The following is a 22,513-nucleotide window of genomic DNA, read 5'->3' on the forward strand; positions in this document are numbered from 1 at the left end:
GTGCGGGCGGGTGGCTAGCGGCGGCCGGCGCCGACCGGCGCGGTCCAGTCGACCGGCACCGTGACCGGCCGCTGCGAGGCGCCGCCGGGCCGTCTCGGCAGCTCGTAGGCCCAGGCGTGGTAGATCAGGCGGGCGGCGAGGAAGCCGACCGCGAGGCAGACCATGCCGCCGACCGCGTCCATCCAGAAGTGGTTCCCGGTGGAGATGATCACGACGAGGGTCGCGGCCGGATAGAGCAGGCCGAGCACCCGCACCCAGGTGCGGCGGGCGAGGAAGAAGATCGTGAGGCCGCACCAGAGCGACCAGCCGATGTGCATCGACGGCATCGCCGCGTACTGGTTGGAGACGTGCGCGGCCGGGCCGGAGGCCATCGAGCCCCAGGTGTGGTGCACGGCGACGGTGTCGACGAAGCGGCCGCCGGTCATGAGCCGGGGCGGTGCCAGGGGGAAGCAGTAGAAGCCCACGAGGGCGATGCCGGTGGTGACGAAGAGCACCGTGCGGGCGGCCGCGTAGCGGCCCGGATGCCGGCGGTAGAGCCAGACGAGGACGCTGATCGTGACGATGAAGTGCAGCGTCGCGTAGTAGTAGTTCATACCGACGATCAGCCACTCGGCCCGGTTGACCGTGTGGTTGACCGCCCGCTCTATGCCGACGCCGACGGCGCGCTCGAAGTCCCAGATCCAGGCCGCGTGGCGCTGGGCGGCGGCGGCCTGCTCGGGGACGGCGTTGCGGACGAGGGAGTACAGCCAGTAGCTGACGCCGATCAGCGCCAGCTCGAACCAGAGCCGGGGGCGCGCAGGAGACCTCCGCTGGTCGCGGATGCGGCCGCGGAGCGCTGCGGAGCGCGTGCGGGCGGCGCGGGTGGCTCCGTCCGGCAGCGGGCTACCGGTGGTGGCCTCGCCGGGGACGGAACCGCCGGTGGACGCCGCGCCGGCGCGGTCGGCGTCGGCTGCGTGGATCTCGGTCGGTTCCCCCATGGACGAGAAGTCTGCCAGACGTCCTGTGGCCGTCCGCTCATCCTCCGGTCGGGGATTCTTCACCGGCTGTCCCCCTGCGGGTGGAGGGGGTGTGAGCCTGGAGGGACGCATGAAGCCATTGTTGCGTGTGCGGAGGGCGGGGGTCGACCGGGGTCGCGCCGCCGCAGGTCGGCCGGGGTGCGGACGGTCCGGTCCGGGGCCGGCGGGTGTCCACGGGCGGGGTGTCCGCGGGCCGGGAGGGCGGGGACCGGGCTGTGCGGCCGGGGAGCGGGCCGCCGGGCGGGCGGGCGGGCGTGGGGCCGGGCCGGGGTGTGGGGCGACAGGGGGAGGGGGAGAAGCCCGTCGGGCTGTCAGGTTCCGGACCGCGGCCGGACCCGACGGGCTACCACCCCCGCGCGGAACGCCCCGCCGGGCGCCGCGCGTCGTGCCTTGCGGTCATGTCGTCGCGAGGGGCACACGAAAGACTCTGAGGGCTCCGCAACGGTTCGGTCAAGAGGTGTGTTGCAACATTTTCAGCATCTTGCTGAAACATCTTGCAGCGCGCTAGCGTCCACGCCACCTCACCTCAATGACGACGAGCCGCCCCAAGGGAGCCCGCTGTGGCCGAAGTCCAGCCCCGTCGACGGAGCACCACCCCGTACCGCAGACCCCGCCGCGCAGCCGTCCTGCTCGCGGCCTCGCTGATCTCCGCCACGCTGGGCTCCGCGCCGCTGGCCGCCGCGGCCGCACAGCCGCCCGCGCCGCCGTCCGACGCCGCTCTCGCCGCCTCCGCCGGCCGGCACGACCTCACGAAGGAACAGTTCTACTTCGTCCTTCCCGACCGCTTCGCCAACGGCAGCACCGCCAACGACACCGGCGGCATCACGGGCGGCCGCCTCGACAGCGGCCTCGACCCCACCGACAAGGGCTTCTACCACGGTGGCGACCTCCAGGGCCTGATCAAGAAGCTCGACTACATCGAGGACCTCGGCACCACGGCCATCTGGATGGCGCCGATCTTCAAGAACAAGGCCGTCCAGGGCACCGGCGCCGACGCCTCCGCCGGCTACCACGGCTACTGGATCACCGACTTCACCCAGGTCGACCCGCACTTCGGCACCAACGACCAGCTCAAGGAGCTGATCCGCAAGGCGCACGCCAAGGGCATCAAGGTCTTCTTCGACGTCATCACCAACCACACCGCCGACGTCGTCGACTACGCCGAGCAGAGCTACGACTACCGCAGCTCCGGCGCCTACCCGACCCTCGACGCCGACGGCAACCCGGTCGACGAGACCGCCACCGCCGACGCCGGCACCGCCTGGCCGAAGATCACCGCCGACTCCTTCCCGTACAGCCCGGTGCTGCGCTCCGCCGCCGACGCCGACGCGAAGACGCCCTCGTGGCTGAACGACCCGTCGCTCTACCACAACCGCGGCAACTCGACCTGGGCCGGCGAGTCCGCGACCGAGGGCGACTTCACCGGCCTGGACGACCTCGACACCCAGAACCCCAAGGTCGTCGAGGGCTTCACGAAGCTCTACCAGACCTGGGTCGCCGAGAGCGGCGTCGACGGCTTCCGGATCGACACCGTCAAGCACGTCAACATGGCCTTCTGGCAGAAGTTCGCCCCCGCGCTGAAGCAGTACGCCGCCGGGCGCGGCGACAAGGACTTCTTCATGTTCGGCGAGGTCTACTCGGCCGACCCGGCCGTCAGCTCCTCGTACGTCACCAAGGGCAAGCTCCAGGCCACCCTCGACTTCGCCTTCCAGGACGCCGCCCGCCGCTACGTCTCCCAGGGCGGCTCCGCCAAGTCCCTCGCCGACGTCTACGGCCAGGACTACCGCTACACCACCGCCGACACCGACGCCTACGAGCTGCCGACCTTCCTCGGCAACCACGACATGGGCCGCTTCGGCAGCTACCTGCAGACCGACAACCCCGGCGCGAGCGCCGAACTGCTGCTGCGCAAGGACCTCTTCGCCAACGAGCTGCAGTTCCTCACCCGCGGCCAGCCGGTCGTCTACTACGGCGACGAGCAGGGCTTCACCGGCGCGGGCGGCGACAAGGACGCCCGCCAGGACATGTTCGCCTCGAAGACCCCGTCGTACAACACCGACACCGTCATCGGCGGCACCAAGGGCTCCGCCGACCGCTACGGCACGCACGGCGCGCTCTACGAGGGCATCTCCGACCTCGCCTCGCTGCGCCAGGCCAACCCGGCGCTCACCGACGGCGCCCAGATCGAGCGGTACGCCGCCGACGGGCCCGGCGTGTACGCCTTCTCCCGCATCGACGCCAAGCAGCAGGTCGAGTACGTCGTCGCGGTCAACAACGCGGCCGAGCCGAAGACCGTCGCGCTCGACACGTACTCCGCCGGCCTGGGCTTCCAGCAGATCTACCCGGCGGCCGGCGCGAAGGCCACCACCGGCGCCGACAGGAAGCTCACCGTCACCGTGCCGCCGCTCTCCTCGGTCGTCTACAAGGCCAAGGGCAAGCTCGCCAAGCCCGCCGCCGCCCCGCAGATCACCCTGCAGGCCCCCGCGGACGGCTCCACCGGCACCGTCACGGTCGGCGCCGGCGTGCCCGGCGGCGGCTTCGACCGCGTCAGCTTCGCCGCACAGGTCGGCACCGGCCCCTGGCAGATCCTCGGCACCGCCGACAACGGCACGTACAAGGTCACCCAGGACGTCGGCGCGGCCGCCCCCGGCACCGTCGTCCGCTACAAGGCCGTCGTGCAGGACTCCGCCGGCCGGCTCGCCTCCACCACCGGGTCCTTCACCACCGGCAGCCCGGTGCCGCAGCAGGCGCCCAGCGCCACCTCCCGCCCGTACGCGATCGTGCACTACCAGCGCAAGGACGGCGACTACACCGGCTGGAACCTCTACGCCTGGGGCGACATCGCCGACGGCGAGGCCACCACCTGGCCCGACGGCCACGGCTTCACCGGCCGCGACGCGTACGGCGCCTTCGCGTACGTGAAGCTCAGGTCCGGCGCGTCCGACGTCGGCTTCGTCGTCGAGAACAACGGCACCAAGGACGTCGACTCCGACCGCCACATCGACGTCTCGGCCACCGGCGAGGTGTGGATCAAGGAGGGCGACGCCACCGTCCGCACCGCGAACCCGGACCCGGCCGTGCCGGTCAAGGACGACACCGCGGTCATCCACTACCACCGCGCCGACGGCGACTACGACGGCTGGGGCCTGCACGACTGGACGGGCGCCGCCAACCCCACCGACTGGGCCAGCCCGCTGATGCCCGTCCGCAAGGACGGCTACGGCGCGGTCTACGAGGTGCCGCTCGCCGCGGGCGCCACCAGCCTCAACTACATCCTCCACAACGGCAACGACAAGGACCTCCCGCAGGACCAGGCGCTCAACTTCGCCGCCAGCGGCCGGGAGATCTGGATCGTCGGCGGCCAGGAGGGCTACCTGCTGCCGCAGGCCGCCGGCGCCTCCTCGCAGCTCGACCCCACCTCCGCCCGCGCCCAGTGGATCGACGCGAAGACCGTCGTCGTGCCCGCCGCCTACGGCGCCACCGACACCGCCCTCGGCGGCGGCACCAGCGCCCAGCTGGTCTACGACCCCGCCGGCGGCATCACCGTCGACAAGGGTGTGCTCAGCAAGCCCGGCCGGTGGATCCGCCTCACCCCCGGCAGCCTCACCGACGCCCAGAAGGCGAAGTACCCGCACCTCGCCGGCTACCGCGCCTTCACCGTCGACAAGCGGGACACCGGCCGCATCACCGACGCCCTCCGCAGCCAGCTGCTCTTCACCGAGCACCTGCCCAACGGCGCCGCGCTGGCCGCCACCGGCGTCCAGACCCCCGGCGTCCTGGACGACCTGTACGCGGCCAAGGCCGCCGGGGCCCAGCTCGGCCCGGTCTACAGCGGCCGCAAGGAGGGCGGCTGGTTCGGCGACGACCACCGCAAGGTCACCCTCTCCCTCTGGGCGCCCACCGCCACCGAGGTCTCCGTCCAGCTCTGGGACAAGGCCTCCGGCGGCACCGCGAAGACCGTGCCGCTCAAGCGCGACGACGCCACCGGCGTCTGGTCGCTCACCCGCGACCACGACGACCTCGACGGGAAGTACTACACCTACCAGGTGAAGGTCTGGGCGCCGAGCGTGCAGCAGGTGGTCACCAACACCGTCACCGACCCGTACGCGGTCGCCCTCTCCACCGACTCGAAGCGCAGCCTCGTCACCGACCTGGCGGCCGACCGGAACAAGCCCAAGGGCTGGGACCGGCACAGCAGCCCGGAGGTCGTTCCGGCAGCGAAGCAGCAGATCCAGGAGCTGCACGTCCGCGACTTCTCCACCGCCGACACCACCGTGCCGGCCGACGAGCGCGGCACCTACCTGGCCTTCACCGAGTCGGCCTCGGCCGGCATGAAGCACCTGCGCGAACTCGCCAGGGCCGGCGTCACCACCATCCACCTGCTGCCGACCTTCGACATCGCCACCATCCGCGAGAACCGCGCCGACCAGAAGCTCCCCGCCTGCGACCTGACCGCGCTCGCCGCCGACGGCGACGGGCAGCAGGAGTGCGTCGCCGCCGTGCAGGCCGACGACGCGTACAACTGGGGCTACGACCCGCTGCACTACACCGTGCCCGAGGGCTCCTACGCCACCGACCCCAACGGCACCGCGCGCACCGTGCAGTTCCGCGCGATGGTGCAGGCCATGCACGACGCCGGCCTGCGGGTCGTGCTCGACGTGGTCTACAACCACACCGCCGCCGCCGGGCAGGACGACCACTCGGTGCTCGACAAGGTCGTCCCCGGCTACTACCAGCGGCTCAGCGACACCGGCAAGGTCACCACGGACAGCTGCTGCGCCGACACCGCGCCCGAGCACGCCATGATGAACAAGCTGATCGTCGACTCGGTCGTCACCTGGGCCAGGCAGTACCGCGTGGACGGCTTCCGCTTCGACCTCATGGGCCTCGACCCGAAGTCCACCATGCTCGACGTGCAGTCCGCCCTGGGCAGGCTCACGAAGCAGAAGGACGGCGTCGACGGCAAGAACGTCTTCCTCTACGGCGAGGGCTGGAACTTCGGCGTCGTCGCCAACGACGCCCGCTTCGTCCAGGCCACCCAGACCAACATGGCCGGCACCGGCATAGCCACCTTCAACGACCGCATCCGCGACGCCGCCCGCGGCGGCAACTACATGCTCTCGTCCGCCCCGCAGCAGGGCTTCGCCTCCGGCCTGTACACCGACCCCAACGGCTCGCCCGACAACGGCACCGAGGCCGAGCAGAAGGCCCGCCTGCTGCACCAGATGGACCAGCTGAAGGTCGGCCTGACCGGCAACCTCGCCGGGTACGCCTTCACCGACAGCGCCGGAAAGGCCGTCACCGGCAAGGGAGTCGACTACAACGGCGCCCCCACCGGCTACGCGGCCCAGCCGGGCGAGGCCGTCGAGTACGTCGACGCCCACGACAACACCGACCTCTTCGACGCGCTCGCCTACAAGCTGCCCACCGGCACCTCGCCGGCCGACCGCGCCCGCATGCAGGCCCTCGGCCTCTCCCTGACCGCCCTGAGCCAGGGCCCGGGCTTCGCCCAGGCCGGCAGCGACCTGCTGCGCTCGAAGTCGCTGGACGCCAACTCCTTCGACTCCGGCGACTGGTTCAACTCCGTCCACTGGGACTGCACCCAGGGCAACGGCTGGGGCCGCGGCCTGCCGATGGCGGCCGACAACCAGTCGATGTGGGCCACCGCCAAGTCGCTGCTGACCGAGCCGAAGCTGGCGGTCGGCTGCAACGAGATCGACGCCTCGACCTCGATGTACCAGCAGTACCTGCGGATCCGGCAGTCGTCGCCGCTGTTCGCCCTCCCGTCCGCCGCGGAGGTGCAGAAGCGGCTCTCCTTCCCGCTCTCCGGCACGGCCTCGGAGACGCCCGGCGTGATCACCATGCACCTCGACGGCACCGGCCTGCGCGGCGCGGAGAAGGGCATCACGGTGGTCTTCAACGCCACGCCCACCGTGCAGAAGCAGACCCTCGACGGCCTGAAGGGCACCGCCCAGGCGCTGCACCGGGTGCAGGCGAACGGTGCGGACGCGGTCGTCAGGCAGTCCGCCTTCGACGCGGCCACCGGCACCTTCACGGTGCCCGCCCGCACGGTGGCGGTGTTCGTCACCGGCTGACGGATTGTCCGTAGGACGAAGGGGCTCCGCAACCGCGCGGGGCCCCTTCGGCGTTGGCCGAAAACCGTCGCCCCGCGGCGGGATGGCGTACCGGGCGCACCCGCCCGCCGGCCGTCCGGACGCTCCCGCTCCCGGTCACCGCGCCGGTCGGGCCGGATCCGTCGCACCCTCACGGGCGGCCCGCCGCGGCGGAGAACCGCCGAACGGATCTAGGCGACTTCCCGTCAGCCCCGAAAGGCCGTTGGCGTTTCTTGGCCATCTGGTGGCATGCATCTGTCATTCATCTGGCGTTTGCTGCCACGATTCCCCCGGCCGCAAGCGGGCTGACCCCACTCCCGATGCGGCTGATCCAGCGAGGTTCAGTGCCAACGCTTCCCCCCTGCATCGCACTTGATTGCACCGCACCCGCGCCGCGCACCCACCGGCCGGGCCCCCGCTGCGCCGCAACCCCGCGGCCAGGTTCTCTCCACCGTTCGTGACCCCGCGAACGGTCGGTAAGGAGTCCGCATGTCCCGCAACGCCCATGCCCGGGTGACCTTCGCCGCGCTGGCGGCCACCACAGCCCTGCTGGTGACCGGCATCCCGGTCGTGGCCAACGCCGCCCCCTCGACGCCCTCGGCGGTCTCGCCGCAGGCAGCCCTCAACCGCGCCCAGCTGATCTCCGACGCCGGCCAGAAGAGCGCCGCCATCGGCCAGTCCCTCGGCCTCGGCGCCCAGGAGAAGCTCGTCGTCAAGGACGTCGTCGCGGACACCGACGGCAGCCGCCACCTCCGCTTCGAGCGCACCTACGGCGGCCTCCCGGTGCTCGGCGGCGATCTCGTCGTGCACCAGACCGCGGGCGGCGTGACCAAGAGCGTGGACCGCGCGACCCAGGCCTCCCTGACCGGGGTGCAGACCACGCCGAAGCTGGCCGCGCCCAAGGCCCAGGCCGCCGCGCTGGCAGCCGAGTCGGGCTCCGCCCTCGACACCGCGCCGCGCCTGGTCGTCTGGGCCGGCGACAACGCGCCCCGGCTCGCCTGGGAGACGGTCGTCTCCGGCACCGAGGCCGACGGCACCCCGAGCCGCCTGCACGTGCTCACCGACGCCACCAGCGGTTCGGTGATCACCAAGTGGGAGGGCATCCAGACCGGCACCGGCACCGGTGTCTTCGTCGGCAACGTCACCATCGGCACCACCCTCTCCGGGTCGACGTACCAGATGAAGGACGCGGGCCGCGGCAACGGCTACACCACCAACCTCAACCACGGGACGTCCGGCGCCGGCACCCTCTACACCAAGTCGACCGACACCTGGGGCAACGGCTCGGCCTCCAACTCGGAGTCCGCTGCGGTCGACGCCCACTACGGCGTCGCGGCCACCTGGGACTACTTCAAGAACGTGCACGGCCGCAGCGGCATCAAGGGCGACGGCGTCGGCGCCTACAGCCGCGTCCACTACGGCAACAACTACGTGAACGCGTTCTGGGACGATGCCTGCTTCTGCATGACGTACGGCGACGGCTCGGGCAACAACGCCCCGCTCACCGAACTCGACGTCGCGGGCCACGAGATGAGCCACGGTGTCACCTCGAACACCGCAGGCCTGAACTACTCGGGCGAGTCCGGCGGCCTCAACGAGGCCACCTCCGACATCTTCGGCAGCATGGTCGAGTTCTACGCCAACATCCCGTCGGACAACCCCGACTACCTCATCGGCGAACTCATCAACATCAACGGCAACGGCACGCCGCTGCGCTACATGGACAAGCCCTCGAAGGACGGCGGCTCCGCCGACTCGTGGTACTCCGGCGTCGGCAACCTGGACGTCCACTACTCGTCCGGCGTCGCCAACCACTTCTTCTACCTGCTCTCCGAGGGCAGCGGCGCCAAGACCATCAACGGCGTCAGCTACAACTCGCCCACGGTGAACAGCATCGCGGTCACCGGCATCGGCCGGAACAAGGCCGAGAAGATCTGGTTCCGTGCGCTGGACGTCTACATGACCTCCACCACCAACTACGCCGCGGCCCGCACCGCGACGCTCAGCGCGGCGACCGACCTGTACGGCGCCGGCAGCGCCGAGTACAACGCGGTGGCCACCGCGTGGGCGGGCGTCAACGTCGGCTCGCTGCCCAGCGGCGGCGTGACGGTGACGAACCCGGGCAACCAGTCGACGGCGGTGAACGGCACCGCGAACCTGCAGATCGCGGCGACCGGCGGCACCGCGCCGCTGACCTTCACCGCGACCGGTCTGCCGACCGGCCTGTCGATCAGCACCGCCGGCAAGATCACCGGCACCGCGACCACCGCCGGCACGTACAACGTGACCGTCACCGCCAAGGACGCCGCCGCCAAGACCGGCACGACGAGCTTCACCTGGACGGTCAGCACGGGCGGCGGCACCTGCACCCCGGCCCAGCTGCTCGGCAACGCCGGCTTCGAGACCGGCACCGCCGCGCCGTGGACCACCACCAGCGGCGTCGTCGACAACAGCTCCTCCGAGGCCTCGCACGGCGGCTCCTGGAAGGCCTGGCTGAACGGCTACGGCTCCGCCCACACCGACAGCGCCACCCAGACGGTCACCATCCCGGCCGGCTGCAGGGCCACCCTCAGCTACTGGCTGCACATCGACACCGCCGAGACCGGCACCACGGTCTACGACAAGCTCACCGTCACCGTCAACGGCACGTCCGTCGCCACGCACTCGAACGTGAACGCGGCCACCGGCTACACCCAGAAGACGATCGACCTGTCCTCCTACGCGGGCCAGTCGGTCACCCTCAAGTTCAACGGTGTCGAGGACTCCTCGCTCCAGACCAGCTTCGTGATCGACGACACCGCGATCCAGACCAGCTGATCCGGCCCGACGGCCCCCCGAGGGTCTGAAAGCCACCCCAGGGCCCGGCGGCACCAGCCGCCGGGCCCCCGGCGTACCCGGACTCTCACACGACCGGCGACCGACTCACCCGGACGTGTGAGAGTCCGGAAACCGCCGCGCAACACGAAACACGTCGGAAACACCCCTGTCCGCAGCCGGAAATGCGATCCGGACAAACTCTCCCGATCGGCGCCCCCTCCCACCCAGTCGTGCGCCGACGGAAGGTTCCGCATGCTCCTCGCCGACTCCGCCGCCGGCCTCGACACGGGCGACACCGCCTGGCTGCTGGCCGCCACCGCGCTCGTCCTGCTCATGACGCCCGGGCTCGCGCTCTTCTACGGCGGCATGGTCCGCACCAAGAGCGTGCTCAACATGATCATGATGAGCTTCGTCTCGATCGCCGTCGTCACCGTCGTCTGGCTGGTCGCCGGCTACTCGCTGGCCTTCGGCTCCGACGCCGGCGGCTGGGGCCTCATCGGAAGCCTCGACCACCTCGGCATGGCGGGCATCAAGCCCACCGACCTCACCGGGCACGTGCCGACGCTGCTCTTCGCGACCTTCCAGCTCACCTTCGCGATCATCACCGCCGCCCTGATCAGCGGCGCCGTGGCCGACCGCACCCGGTTCGGGGCCTGGGTCGTCTTCACCGCCGCCTGGACCCTCCTGGTCTACGTGCCCGTCGCGCACTGGGTGTTCTCGCCCGACGGCTGGGTGGTCGCGAAGCTCGGCGCGCTCGACTACGCGGGCGGCACCGTCGTCGAGGTCAACTGCGGCGCCAGCGGCCTCGCCCTGGCCCTGCTCCTCGGCCCCCGCCTGGGCTTCCGCAAGGAGGCCATGCGCCCGCACAACCTGCCGCTCGTGCTGCTCGGCGCCGGGCTGCTGTGGTTCGGCTGGTTCGGCTTCAACGCGGGCTCCGCGCTCGGTGCCAACGGCACCGCCGCGGCCGTCCTCCTCAACACCCAGGCGGCGGGCTGCACCGGCCTCCTGGGCTGGCTGCTGGTCGAGAAGCGACGTGACGGCCACGCCACGACGCTCGGCGCCGCCTCCGGCGCGGTGGCGGGCCTGGTGGCTGTCACCCCCTCCTGCGGCAGCGTCGACCTGCTCGGCGCGCTCGCGATCGGCCTGGCCGCCGGCGTGGTCTGCTCGTACGCGGTGAGCTGGAAGTTCCGCTTCGGCTACGACGACTCGCTCGACGTCGTGGGCGTGCACCTGGTGGCCGGGGTCATCGGCACCCTGCTGATCGGCGTCTTCGCGTCCGCCGTGATGACCGGCGGGCCGGAGGGGCTGCTGCACGGCGGCGGCCTCGCGCTGGCCGGCAAGCAGGCGCTGGCCGTGCTGGCCGTGGGCGCGTACGCCTTCGCCGCCACGTACGGCATCGGCCGGGTCGTCGACCGGGTGATGGGCTTCCGGGCCGATCCCGAGCACGAACTGACCGGTCTGGACCTCGCCGTGCACGCCGAGACCGCGTACGATCACGGCGTTCTGGGCCACGGGACCGCGGCCCACGCCAGCGTGCTCGCGCACCCGTCCGACAAGGCCGCCACCGCATGAAGCTGATCACCGCCGTCGTCAAGCCGTTCAAGCTCGACGAGGTCAAGACCGCGCTCCAGGAGCGCGGGGTGCACGGCCTGACCGTGACCGAGGCCAGCGGCTACGGGCGCCAGCACGGGCACACCGAGGTCTACCGCGGCGCGGAGTACCGGATCGACCTGGTGCCCAAGGTGCGGATCGAGATCGTCGTCGAGGACGAGGACGCCGAGTCCGTGATGGACACCATCGTGGCCGCCGCCCGCACCGGCAAGATCGGCGACGGCAAGGTGTGGTGCGTGCCGGTCGACGGGATCGTCCGGGTCCGCACCGGCGAGCGCGGGCCCGACGCGGTCTGAGCCCGACGGGGCCCGGCCCGGCGTCAGCCCGTGGTCGGGACCACCGTGATGCCCAGGCCCGCGGCCCGGGCCAGCTCGGCGCCCCGCCCCGCCGTGACGGCGTCGACCTCTGCGCCCCACGCGGTGGAGGCGGCGAGGTCCGCCAGAGCCGTGGCGGTGAGCGGCGGGCCGGGCAGGGTGCGCTGCAGGATCGGCCCCTCGTCGCTGTCCCGGAGCACGCCGTCGAAGGACGTGATCTCGACGGTCGGCCCACCCGGGCGCTGGGCCACGATCCGGCGGGAGAGGCCGTCCCCGCCCGCCGGGCGTTCCTCCAGGAAGGTCGTGACCCCGTCGGTGTACGCCGCGCAGCCCTCGGGGCCGGTCAGGACGGGGAAGTACGGTGATGCGGGGCACGGGCCCTGCCTGTTGGTGAAGGTGTCGAAGGTCATCTGCACCCGGACGGTGCTCCACACCCCCTGCCCGAGGTCCTGGTCGACCTGGAAGCCCAGCAGGCCGTCCGTCTCGTCGGAGATCGGTGTGAAGTGCCGGTACGCCGTGGCCGTGCCGATCTTGGCGAAGACACCGAGGAGCCCCGCGGGGGTCGCCTCGACCGACCCGCCGGCGGCCGGGGTGGCCGGATCCGACACCCCGCCGCCCGCCGGCGCGACCGCCGGGGGGCGGCCGAACGGGTCGAGCCGGACGACGGCCGCACCGCCGGCGATCAGTCCCACCGCGAGCACGGCGCCCAGGCAGCGGACGATCCGCCGTCGCCGCCGCAGCTTCCGGCCGCGCCGGGTGGCTTCGGCGACGATGGTGTGCACGGGCACGGCCGTCCGTGCGGCGTCCGCGTCGAGCATCCTGCCGAGTCGGTCTTCGATGTCCATGGTGCAGTGCTCCGGGGGAAGCGGGTCGGGCGGTCGGGTCAGAGCCGGAAGAGGAGCTCGCGGTCGTCGCCGAGTATGGTGCGCAGCTTGGCCAGCGATCGGGTGTTGAGACTCTTCACGGCGCCCGCGGACATGCCCATCATGTCGGCTACCGCCTCGATGCTGTGGTCCTCCAGGTAGCGCAGCACCACCACCGCCCGGTTGCGCGGCGGGAGTTGGCCGAGTGCGGCGGCCAGGGTGAGTCGCAGGTCGCTGCCGGGGCCGCTGTGCAGCGGGCCGTCGGGCACCTCGGCGAGCACGACCTCTGAGGAGCGTCGCAGCCGGCGCTGCGAGAGGTAGGTCCGCAGCAGCACGGTACGCGCGTAGGCGTCGAGGCCGGGTTCGTCCTCGCCGCGGCGCAGCCGGGGCCAGACCGCGTACATCTTCGCGAGCGTCGTCTGGACGAGGTCCTGGGCCTGGTGCCAGTCGCCGCACATGAGGTGGGCGACCTGGAAGAGGCGGCGCGTACGGGTGGCCGCGAACTCCTCGAAGCCCGGTGCGCTCTCCATGCGTGTGTCCCCCGTGGTGCGTTGCCGGCGCGGTGCTGCGTTCGTCCTGTTCCACGCGGTGGCGGGGCGAAAGGTCGCGGCGGGTTTCGGCCACCGGGCGTGGCGAGTCCGAACCGTTGTATTCCGCTCTCTTGACGCTCCGTTCACGGGAGTCGTAAGTTCGGCGCGCTGAAAGTTTCCTGCAAGTTTCAGTGTTCTTGCAGAAAGTCGCTCCGGCCGCGGCCCGACGGTGCATTACCGGCAGGCCCGCCCCCACGTGCCCCACCACCCTGCACCACCACCCCGTACCACCGTTGTGCACCCCCCACCGTGCACCACCGCCCGCCACCCCTGCGCCGCGGGCGACCTGGCAACCCCCACCCAGCCCCAGGAGACATCGTGGTCACCACCGTCAGCGAGGGCCGCCGCGGCCGCGTCATCGGCGCGCTCACCGCGTCCGCCGCCCTGGCCCTCTCGGTCGGCGCCGGCCTCTCGCTCGCGCCCACCGCCGAGGCCACCCCGCCCGGCAGCAAGGACGTCACCGCCACCCTCTTCGAGTGGAAGTTCGACTCGGTCGCCAAGGCCTGTACCGACACGCTCGGCCCCAAGGGCTACGGCTTCGTCGAGGTCTCCCCGCCGCAGGAGCACATCCAGGGCTCGCAGTGGTGGACGTCCTACCAGCCCGTGAGCTACAAGATCGCCGGCCGCCTCGGTGACCGCACCTCCTTCCAGAACATGATCAACACCTGCCACGCGGCGGGCGTCAAGGTCATCGCCGACTCGGTGATCAACCACATGGCCGCAGGCTCCGGCACCGGCACCGGCGGCACCAACTACACCAAGTACAACTACCCGGGCTACTACCAGGACCAGGACTTCCACTCCTGCCGGAGCGCGATCAGCAACTACGGCGACCGCGCCAACGTGCAGAACTGCGAGCTGGTCAACCTCTCGGACCTCAACACCGGCTCCAGCTACGTCCAGCAGACCATCGCCAACTACCTGAGCGACATGGCGAACCTGGGCGTCGACGGCTTCCGGGTCGACGCGGCCAAGCACATCGCCGCCTCCGAACTCTCCGCCATCAAGGCGAAGATGACCAACCCCAACGCCTACTGGGTGCAGGAGGTCATCTACGGCTCCGGCGAGCCGATCCAGCCCTCCGAGTACACCGGCACCGGCGACGTCGACGAGTTCCGCTCGGCGACCTGGCTGAAGAGCGCCTTCAACGGCGGCAAGATCTCCGACCTCTCCAGCTGGGGCAGCGGCCTGCTCGGCAGCAGCCAGGCCCGCACCTTCGTCGACAACTGGGACACCGAGCGCAACGGCTCGACCCTCAACTACAAGTACGGCTCCGCCTACACGCTGGCCAACGTCTTCCTGCTGGCCAACCCCTACGGCTCGCCGAACGTCTACTCCGGCTACGCCTTCTCGGGCAACGACGACGGCCCGCCGAACGGCGGCACGGTCAACGCCTGCTACAGCGACGGCTGGAACTGCACCCACGCCTGGCGCCAGGTCGCCAACATGGTCGGCTTCCGCAACGCCGTCTCCGGCACCGCGATGACCAACTGGTGGTCCAACGGCAACAACGCGATCGGCTTCGGTCGCGGCAGCAAGGGCTACGTGGCGATCAACCGCGAGAGCGGCTCGATCACCCAGACCTTCCAGACCTCGCTGCCCGCCGGCACCTACTGCGACGTCCAGCACGGTGACCCGACCACCGGCGGCGGCTGCAGCGGCCCCGCCTACACCGTCGGCTCCACCGGGCAGTTCACCGCGACCGTCGCGGCCGGCGAGGCCGTCGCCCTGTACGTCGGTGCGGGCGCGACCGCCTCCCCGACCGCCACGCCCACCGCCACGGCGACGCCGACCGGCACCGCCTCCGCCACCGTCTTCTACTCGACGAACAAGAACTGGTCGGCGTACTACCTGCACTACGCCCCGACCGGCGGCACCTGGACCACCGCTCCCGGTGTCGCGATGACCGCCGCCTGCACCGGCTGGGTGAAGTACACGGCGAGCCTCGGCACCGCCTCGGGCCTCGCGGCCACCTTCAACAACGGCTCCGGCACCTGGGACAACAACAACAGCGCCAACTACGCGCTGGGCACCGGCAACGTCACCGTCAAGGACGGCGTGATCGGCAGCGGCGACCCGTGCGCCACCGCCACCGCCACCGCCTCGGCCACCCCGACCGCCACCGCGTCCCCGACCTCCGCCACCGGCGGCGCGTCGTTCGCGGTCACCGCGACCACGACCACCGGCCAGAACATCTACGTGGTCGGCAGCAACGCCGCCCTCGGCACCTGGAACACCTCGGCCGCCCTGCTGCTCTCCTCGGCGAGCTACCCGGTCTGGAAGCTGGACGTCACGCTGGCCGCCGGCACCGCGTTCGAGTACAAGTACATCCGCAAGGACGCGAGCGGCACCGTCACCTGGGAGTCCGGCGCGAACCGGACGGCCACCGTGCCCGCGAGCGGCGCGGTCACCCTGAGCGACACGTTCCGCAGCTGACACGATCCCCCACCCGGACGGCCGCCGCACCCACCCAGGGTGCGGCGGCCGTCACGGTTGCCGGGCCGAAACCGCCCGAACGAGTGGACCGGCAGCGGTGATCGCGCCCGCGCCACGCGCGAGGTGTCAGCATCGCCCGGGTGACCACCACCCCCGCCACCCCGACCCTCCTGCACCTCGAACTCCGCGGCGGCCGCTGGGACGGCCATCGCAAGCGCGTCCACGCCTTCGCGCCCCCTCCCGCCCTGCGGATGGCGCTGCGCGCCGAACTCCCGTCCGCCGAGGCGGGCGAGTACTGGCCGACCACCAGCGTCTACCTGCTCGACCCGGACGGGCCGGTGACGGGCTACCGGCACTCGTACGACGAGTGAGCGCGCACGGGCGGTGCCCGGCGGGCCGAGGAGTCCGGCGGCGGTGAGGAGCTCGCGGAGGCGTGGACCGCGCGGCCGTCCGCGCCCCCGCCGTGCGGCGTCAGCCCCGGCCGATGTACGGCATCGCCGTCGCCATCACGGTGGCGTACTGCACGTTGGCCTCCAGAGGCAGCTCCGCCATGTGCCGCACCGTCCGGGCGACGTCGGCGGCGTCCATGACGGGTTCGGGGACGATCCGGCCGTCCGCCTGGCGGGCGCCCGCGGCCATCGCCGCCGTCATCTCGGTGGCGGCGTTGCCGACGTCGATCTGCCCGCACGCGATCCGGTACGGCCGGCCGTCCAGCGACAGCGACCGGGTGAGCCCGGTGACCGCGTGCTTGGTCGCCGTGTAGGCGACCGAGTGGGGCCGCGGGGCGTGCGCGGAGACCGAACCGTTGTTGATGATGCGCCCGCCCTGCGGGGCCTGGGCCTTCATGAGGCGGAAGGCCGCCTGCGCGCAGAGGAAGGCGCCGGTGAGGTTGAGGTCGACCACCGCCCGCCACGCCTCCACCGTCAGGTCCTCGACCGGGGTGGGCGCGCCGAAGGTCCCGGCGTTGTTGAAGAGCAGGTCGACCCGGCCGAAGCGCTCCGCGGTCTCCGCGAAGAGCGCGTCCACCGAGGCCGGCTCGGTGACGTCGGCGGGGATCGCCACGGCCCGGCCGTCCGCCAGCGCGGCGGTCTCCCGCAGCGCGTCGGCACGGCGCCCGGCCAGCACCACCTGCCAGCCGCCGGCGGCGAGTTCCAGCGCGACCGCCCGGCCGATCCCGCTGCCGGCCCCGGTGACGACGGCGATCTGCTGCGGCACGGCGGAACTCCCTCGGTGGGTACGGCGGCCGGGCGGCCGTCTCCGATGATCGTGCCGGGCCCGCCCGGGTGTCACCCGTCGGTCCGTCCGACACGCCCGGCCGCAGGGCCCCGCCGGGCTGTGGCAACCTCCGGGGTCCGGCCTGCGACCCCGTCGTCCGGCGGGGCCGGTCGCCCCCGCACCCCCGCCGACCGGCCGGGACGCGCCCGCCGCCGCGCCCCGTCGCAACCGGGTGCGCACGCTTCGCCGTCGTAGGATCACGGACGGCGAGGACGCCCCGCGGCCGAGCCGTCCCGGGGTGCCCGGGCCCGCCGCCCCGGCCCGGACCAGGCTCCGCACCCGGGCCGCCCCGCCCGGCCGCCGCCGGGCGCCACACCGCCGGAGACGCCCACCGTGCACCCCCAGCCCCCTCGTGCCCGCTCCCGCGCGGCGCGCTCCCGTGCCCTTCCGGCGGCTGCCGCCGCGCTCGCCCTGGCGGCGGCCGTCGCGGGCTGCGGGTACGCCGCGCCGTCCGGCTCGCAGGACCGCGCCGCCTCCCGGACGGCACCGGGTGGTCCGCCGCCGGGCCGGGGGAAGGTGCTGATGCCGTCCGGCCCCGCCGCGGCGCTGACGAAGGCGCGCGACACCGCCGCCGGGCCGATCCTCCTCACCACCCTGTACGGTGCGAAGTCCGGGGTCACGGGCAAGGTCTGGGTGTGGCTGCCGCCGCAGTACCACGACCCGGCGTACGCCTCCCACGGCTTCCCGGTGCTCACGCTCTACTCCGGCGGCCAGAGCGCCGGCTACAACACCTGGACGGACGATCAGCTGCCGGTGCAGGAGATCGACGACCGCCTCGCGAAGGAGGGCCGGGCGCACCCCTTCATCCTCGTGATGCCGGTGCAGAACCTCGACGCCGCCGAGTCGAAGGCACTGGAGTGCTCCGACATCCCCGGCCGTCCGCGGATGGGCACCTGGATGGCGGAGGACGTGCCGGACTTCGTCCGCGCCAACTTCCGCACCGTCAGGGGGCGCGACGGCTGGGGCCTGATGGGCGCGTCCACCGGCGCGTTCTGCAGCGCCAAGCTGGCCCTGCAGCACCCGGACGTCTTCCGGGCGGCCGTGCCGATCGACGGCTACTACGACCCCGACTCCCCGCTGTGGAAGGGCCACGAGCAGGAGCGGCGCGCCAACAGCCCGCGCGAGCTCGTCGCGCAGGGCCGCGCCGACGTCCGGATGCTCGCGACCGCGGGCGGCGCCAACCGCTACGAGACCGGCCTGGTCAAGGCCTGGGTGAAGCGGGCGGTGCTCCCGGTGACCGTCGAGTACTACGAGCAGCCCGGCGGCAAGCACCTGACCTCCGACTTCGGGAGGATGATCCCGGTCGCCCTGGAGTGGCTCAGCCGGAACCTCACCGGCCCGCAGCGCGGCTGACACGCCGTCGCGCACCCGTGCGGACGAACCGGCGCGTCTGACTGCGGGCGGGGCCGCGGAGCGGGATACTCCGTAGGAGCCGGCGGGCGACCGCCGATCCGTGCCGTTCCTGCCGCCGCGCCTCCCCGGGCGCCGGGCACCCCGGCGCGCGAGCCCCGCGGTGGTCGGCCGGGCCCTCCCGGACCGCCCGATCCCCGCGCTGACCTGCGCGTCAATCGGTCATTGATTCGACTCTGATGGGCTGACCCCACGCTGGAGCCCTGGCCGAGCACCACTCGCGGTGCCGGAATCCTTCCAGCCCCAGTCAGCCGCGAAGAGAGCGCCATGCCCAGCCATCTGCTGTCCGTCGACCCGCCCCAGATCCCCGCCCAGCCGCACGCGGAGCGCCGGATGCCGGACGTCGAGCCCGTCCCGTTCGCCGGCCTCCAGCTCGTGCACGCGGCCCTGCGCCGCGACCTCGCCCGACTGCCCAACGCGCTGCGCCTCCTCCAGCCCGAGGACGAGCCCGCCGCGCAGGCGCTGCAGCGCCACTGGGACTTCATGACCGCCATGCTGACCTGCCACCACGAGCAGCAGGACTCCCGCCTCTGGCCGCTGCTCCGCCGGTTCGCCCCCGAGCTGCGCCTGCTGCTCAACTGGCTGGAGGCCGACCACCACAACCTCGACCACTCCTTCACCCGGGTCACCACGCTCGTCCGCATCGCGACCCGCGACCCCGCCAGCGCCTGGCCGGTGGCGTACGCCGTCGAGGAGCTCGCCGCCCGGGTCGAGACCCACCTGCGCATCGAGGAGCGGCAGTTGCTGCCCCGCATGGCGGGGGTCTTCCCGGCGGGCTCCCGGATCGGCACGCTGCCCGAGCTGCTCGACCTGCTGCGCGCCGCGGACGGACCGGCCTCCTCGGACGCCCTCGTCTGGCTGCTCGACGGCGTCGACGAGCGGCAGGTCGACCTCCTGCTCGCCGACTGCGACGACACCACCGTGCGGCACTGGCCGCACTGGCGGGACACCTACGCCCGCTGCTCCGAGCAGCTGTGGGGCCGCACCCGCTGACCCGCGTCCGTACCCCGCCGGTCCGTACCCCGCCGGTCCTGGCTCAGGCGGTGCCCAGGGCGGCCAGGTACGGTGCGAGGTCGGCCGGATCGGCCGTGGCCAGGCCGATGTAGCCGTCGGGGCGGATCAGCAGGTAGCCCTCGCCGTACCCGTCGGCGACCCGGACGACCGGGACGCCCGACGGCGGCCGGGGCACGTCCGGCAGGGCGGACCCGGCGACGACCAGGGTCGGGTGGGGGCCGCGCAGCACGTCGAAGAGCCGGTGGACGGCGCCGTCCGGGGTGGTGCACGCGGTGTCCGGCGCACGGTCGCCGGCCTGCAGGGCGTCCTCGGCGAGGCCGGTGCGGTGCTCGGCGGTGAGCGGCCCGCCGCGGTAGCCGACGCCGAGCTGTTCGGTGCGCGGGCCGCGCCGGACGCCGGGGGAGACGGCGCCGGCCCGGTGCAGCGAGGTGGAGATCTCCAGGACGTCCGCGGCGACCGGCAGCCGCTCCAGCTCGTAGGTGTCGAGCAGGGCGGGATCGGCGCCGTGCCGCAGCACCCGGCCGAGCTTCCAGCCGAGGTTGTAGGCGTCCTGGACACTGGTGTTGAGGCCCTGGCCGCCGGCCGGCGAGTGCACGTGCGCGGCGTCGCCGGCGAGGAACACCCGGCCGAGCCGGAAGCGGTCGGCGAGGGCGGCGGTCGGCCGGAAGACGGAGGCCCAGCCGACCTCGGCGACGGCCTCCGCGGGCAGGTGGGTGCGGTCGGCGACGAGCTGCCGCACGGCGGCCGGGGCGGTGTCGGGCTCGCCCTCGGCGTACTGCGCGAACAGCTGGAAGTCGGTCGGGTCGCCGCCGGGCATCGGGCACAGCAGGGCCGGACCGCCGGGCGCCTTCGGCCAGATGTGCCAGTGGTCGCGCTCCAGGCCGGTGATCCGCACGTCGGCGACCAGGGCGGGTGTCGGGTCGACGCTCTCGCCGGCCATGGGGATGCCCACCGCCCGGCGGACGGTGCTGCGGCCGCCGTCCGCGGCGACCAGGTAGCCGGCGGTGGCCGTGACGGGGCCGCCGGGCCCGGTGAGCCCGACCTCCACGCCGGCGGCGTCCTGCCGTACGGCGGTGACGGCGGTGCCGAACTCCACCTCCCTGCCGAGCTCCAACAGCCGCGCGTACAGGATCTCCTGGGTGCGCCACTGCGGGATCATCCAGACCTCCGGCCACGGCACGCCGTCCTCGGCGGGGTGGCGCTCCATCAGGTCCCACTCCTGGCCGGGCACGCCGTCCTCCCAGGTGAGCATCAGCGGGTAGCGGGAGCCGGCGGCGTGCACGGCGTCGAGGACGCCGAGGTCGTGCAGCACCTCCTGCGTGCGGGGCTGCAGGCCCTTGCCGCGGGCTCCGGGGAAGAGCCGTTCGGCCTGTTCGACCAGGCGGAACGCCACCCCGCGGCGGGCGAGGTCGCAGGCGAGGACGAGGCCGGTCGGTCCGGCTCCGGCGATCAGGACGTCGGTGTGCAAGGGAGTCTCCTTAACGTTGTTAAGTGGCGCTTCCGAGGATCCACTTAACGCCGTTAAATTGTCAAGGGGGATCCGACAGCGCAGGATGCAGCCATGCCGCCCAAACTTGACCGCGCCCGGGTGGTCGACACCGCCCTGCGGCTGCTCGACGAGACCGGCCTCGACGGCCTCACCCTGCGCCGCATCGCCGCCGAGCTCGACGTCAAGGCGCCCGCCCTCTACTGGCACTTCGCCAACAAGCAGGCCCTGCTCGACGAGATGGCCACCGAGATGCTCCGCCGGATGCTCGCCGCATCGCCGCCCCCAGGCCCGGACGCCGACTGGCGCGACTGGCTCCTCGCCACCTGCCGCACCCTGCGCCGCGCACTCCTCGGCCACCGCGACGGCGCCAAGGTCTTCAGCGGCACCCGCCTCACCGACATGGGCCACGCCGCCCGCTTCGAGGAGCAGCTCCAGGCGTTCGTCCGCGGCGGCTTCGCCCTGGCCGACGCGGTGCACGCCTACTTCACCGCCTACGCCTTCACCATCGGCTTCGTCATCGAGGAGCAGGCCGTCCACCCGCTGCCCGGCACCCGTGCCCCGGGCTACGACCCCGGCGCCCGGGCCGAGGCCATCGGACCCGACCACCCGCTCACCGCCGCCTCGGGCGAGGGACTCTTCACCGACCACGACCACCGCTTCGAACGCGGCCTCGCGGTGATCGTCGCCGGGGCCGAGGCCGTGCTGCTGCCCTGAGACCACGCTGCGCGCGGCAGCCACCGGGCCCGTCCCCGCCGTGACGCTGGGTGACCTGTGCGGCCACAGCCGCTATCGTCGGAGAGGGAACGCAGGAATCCGCGCCCTCAGGAGGACAGCACATGACAGCGCTCTCCGACCGGCCCCACCTCCTGCCCGAGGAGTTCGAGGAGCTCGCGCGGTCCGCCGCGCGGATAGGCGAAGGCCTCCGGGTCGAGCTCATCAACGGAAGGCTGGGGGTCAAGCCGGTGCCCGACGGCGACCACGGCCGGATCGTCCAGTGGCTCATGCGCCTGTGCATCCAGGCACGGCCGGAGCTGTGGCTGCACGACCAGGGCCTGAGGATCCGCACCTACCGCGGAGGCCACGCCAGACCGGACGGCGTGCTCGCGCCGAGCGAGGCCTTCGTCGGGCAGGGCGAGTGGGCCCCGACCGAGCCGGTCCTGATGGCGTTGGAGGTGACGTCCTACGACTCGGACACCGATCGTCGTGACCGGGTCGACAAGCCCCGTGCCTATGCCGAGGCGGGTATCCCCGTCTACCTCCTCGTGGACCGGGACAGCGGCGAGGTCACCGTGTACAGCGAACCCGACGGTGTCCGGTACGAACAGTGCCGGACGGTGCCTTTCGGCCGGCCGGTGCTCCTGCCCGAACCGGTGGGCATCGGCCTGGACACCGAACCGCTCAAGAACTGGGCCCGCTGACCGGCCGGTGCGGTGCCCGCCGCCCCGCCGCCCCGGGCCCGGACACCGACCGGCGCGGCGAGGGACTCTTCACCGACCACGACCACCGCTTCGAACGCGGCCTCGCGGTGATCGTCGCCGGGGCCGAGGCCGTGCTGCCGCCCTGAG

The 22,513-nt window shown here is 72.6% G+C and carries 15 protein-coding genes; 10 read left to right on the plus strand and 5 right to left on the minus strand.

Features of this window, described 5'->3' with window-relative positions:
• Positions 1-14 precede the first annotated feature (14 nt).
• Entirely contained in the window at positions 15-977 is a 963-nt protein-coding gene (locus OG335_RS26615; RefSeq protein ID WP_405013644.1) for a phosphatase PAP2 family protein, read from the minus strand.
• Between the two features lie 599 nt (positions 978-1,576).
• On the opposite strand from OG335_RS26615, the gene pulA reads away from it, so the two are divergent.
• From pulA to OG335_RS26635, 4 genes are all read left to right on the plus strand, one after another.
• Positions 1,577-7,111 (plus strand): pullulanase-type alpha-1,6-glucosidase, encoded by a 5,535-nt coding sequence (gene pulA / locus OG335_RS26620; protein WP_405013645.1) that lies wholly within the window; start codon positions 1,577-1,579, stop codon positions 7,109-7,111.
• Between the two features lie 507 nt (positions 7,112-7,618).
• Entirely contained in the window at positions 7,619-9,946 is a 2,328-nt protein-coding gene (locus tag OG335_RS26625) for a M4 family metallopeptidase (protein WP_405013646.1), read from the plus strand.
• A gap of 252 nt (positions 9,947-10,198) precedes the next feature.
• Positions 10,199-11,518 (plus strand): ammonium transporter, encoded by a 1,320-nt coding sequence (locus tag OG335_RS26630; RefSeq protein ID WP_405013647.1) that lies wholly within the window; start codon positions 10,199-10,201, stop codon positions 11,516-11,518.
• The gene (locus OG335_RS26635) at positions 11,515-11,853 is read left to right on the plus strand and encodes a P-II family nitrogen regulator (RefSeq protein WP_405013648.1); all 339 of its coding nucleotides are present in this window, start codon (positions 11,515-11,517) and stop codon (positions 11,851-11,853) included. Before OG335_RS26630 ends, OG335_RS26635 begins: the two co-directional genes overlap by 4 nt.
• 23 nt (positions 11,854-11,876) lie before the next feature.
• Here the strand turns inward: OG335_RS26635 and OG335_RS26640 are convergent, their stop codons facing one another.
• Together OG335_RS26640 and OG335_RS26645 are read right to left on the minus strand one after the other, a co-directional pair.
• Entirely contained in the window at positions 11,877-12,716 is an 840-nt protein-coding gene (locus OG335_RS26640; protein ID WP_405013649.1) for a hypothetical protein, read from the minus strand.
• 38 nt (positions 12,717-12,754) lie between these two features.
• Positions 12,755-13,264, minus strand: coding sequence for a SigE family RNA polymerase sigma factor (locus tag OG335_RS26645; RefSeq protein ID WP_405013650.1), 510 nt, complete (start codon positions 13,262-13,264; stop codon positions 12,755-12,757).
• A 417-nt stretch (positions 13,265-13,681) separates the two neighbouring features.
• Here OG335_RS26645 and OG335_RS26650 point away from each other — a divergent pair, with 417 nt between their 5' ends.
• A complete protein-coding gene (locus OG335_RS26650) occupies positions 13,682-15,760 on the plus strand; it encodes a carbohydrate-binding module family 20 domain-containing protein (protein WP_405015532.1) in 2,079 nt (692 codons plus the stop codon).
• Between the two features lie 140 nt (positions 15,761-15,900).
• Positions 15,901-16,131, plus strand: a complete 231-nt coding sequence (locus OG335_RS26655; protein WP_405013651.1) for a hypothetical protein — start codon at positions 15,901-15,903, stop codon at positions 16,129-16,131.
• Positions 16,132-16,231: 100 nt separating this feature from the next.
• Here the strand turns inward: OG335_RS26655 and OG335_RS26660 are convergent, their stop codons facing one another.
• Positions 16,232-16,975, minus strand: coding sequence for an SDR family oxidoreductase (locus OG335_RS26660; protein ID WP_405013652.1), 744 nt, complete (start codon positions 16,973-16,975; stop codon positions 16,232-16,234).
• Between the two features lie 393 nt (positions 16,976-17,368).
• Between OG335_RS26660 and OG335_RS26665 the strand changes: the two genes are divergently transcribed.
• Both OG335_RS26665 and OG335_RS26670 read left to right on the plus strand, forming a co-directional pair.
• On the plus strand, positions 17,369-18,388 hold the full coding sequence (locus OG335_RS26665) for an alpha/beta hydrolase (protein WP_405013653.1): 1,020 nt from the start codon (positions 17,369-17,371) through the stop codon (positions 18,386-18,388).
• A 324-nt stretch (positions 18,389-18,712) separates the two neighbouring features.
• Complete coding sequence (locus tag OG335_RS26670) at positions 18,713-19,438, plus strand: hemerythrin domain-containing protein (protein WP_405013654.1); 726 nt, start codon at positions 18,713-18,715, stop codon at positions 19,436-19,438.
• A 43-nt stretch (positions 19,439-19,481) separates the two neighbouring features.
• Here OG335_RS26670 and OG335_RS26675 read toward each other — a convergent pair whose 3' ends face one another.
• Positions 19,482-20,927, minus strand: a complete 1,446-nt coding sequence (locus OG335_RS26675; RefSeq protein WP_405013655.1) for an FAD-dependent monooxygenase — start codon at positions 20,925-20,927, stop codon at positions 19,482-19,484.
• Positions 20,928-21,020: 93 nt separating this feature from the next.
• On the opposite strand from OG335_RS26675, the gene OG335_RS26680 reads away from it, so the two are divergent.
• A complete protein-coding gene (locus OG335_RS26680; RefSeq protein WP_405013656.1) occupies positions 21,021-21,662 on the plus strand; it encodes a TetR/AcrR family transcriptional regulator C-terminal domain-containing protein in 642 nt (213 codons plus the stop codon).
• A 122-nt stretch (positions 21,663-21,784) separates the two neighbouring features.
• Positions 21,785-22,366: a Uma2 family endonuclease gene (locus tag OG335_RS26685; RefSeq protein ID WP_405013657.1), complete on the plus strand. Its 582-nt coding sequence runs from the start codon at positions 21,785-21,787 to the stop codon at positions 22,364-22,366.
• Positions 22,367-22,513: the final 147 nt, after the last annotated feature.

Origin of the sequence: Kitasatospora sp. NBC_01539 (assembly GCF_045040525.1) — a bacterium.
GTDB lineage: Bacteria > Actinomycetota > Actinomycetes > Streptomycetales > Streptomycetaceae > Kitasatospora.

Excerpts from the sequence above, each read along its gene's own strand:
- OG335_RS26615 (WP_405013644.1), bottom strand. The coding sequence starts at position 977 with ATGGGGGAACCGACCGAGATCCACGCAGCCGACGCCGACCGCGCCGGC.
- OG335_RS26625 (WP_405013646.1), top strand. The coding sequence starts at position 7,619 with ATGTCCCGCAACGCCCATGCCCGGGTGACCTTCGCCGCGCTGGCGGCC.
- OG335_RS26630 (WP_405013647.1), top strand. The coding sequence starts at position 10,199 with ATGCTCCTCGCCGACTCCGCCGCCGGCCTCGACACGGGCGACACCGCC.
- OG335_RS26635 (WP_405013648.1), top strand. The coding sequence starts at position 11,515 with ATGAAGCTGATCACCGCCGTCGTCAAGCCGTTCAAGCTCGACGAGGTC.
- OG335_RS26640 (WP_405013649.1), bottom strand. The coding sequence starts at position 12,716 with ATGGACATCGAAGACCGACTCGGCAGGATGCTCGACGCGGACGCCGCA.
- OG335_RS26645 (WP_405013650.1), bottom strand. The coding sequence starts at position 13,264 with ATGGAGAGCGCACCGGGCTTCGAGGAGTTCGCGGCCACCCGTACGCGC.
- OG335_RS26670 (WP_405013654.1), top strand. The coding sequence starts at position 18,713 with ATGCCCAGCCATCTGCTGTCCGTCGACCCGCCCCAGATCCCCGCCCAG.
- OG335_RS26680 (WP_405013656.1), top strand. The coding sequence starts at position 21,021 with ATGCCGCCCAAACTTGACCGCGCCCGGGTGGTCGACACCGCCCTGCGG.
- OG335_RS26685 (WP_405013657.1), top strand. The coding sequence starts at position 21,785 with ATGACAGCGCTCTCCGACCGGCCCCACCTCCTGCCCGAGGAGTTCGAG.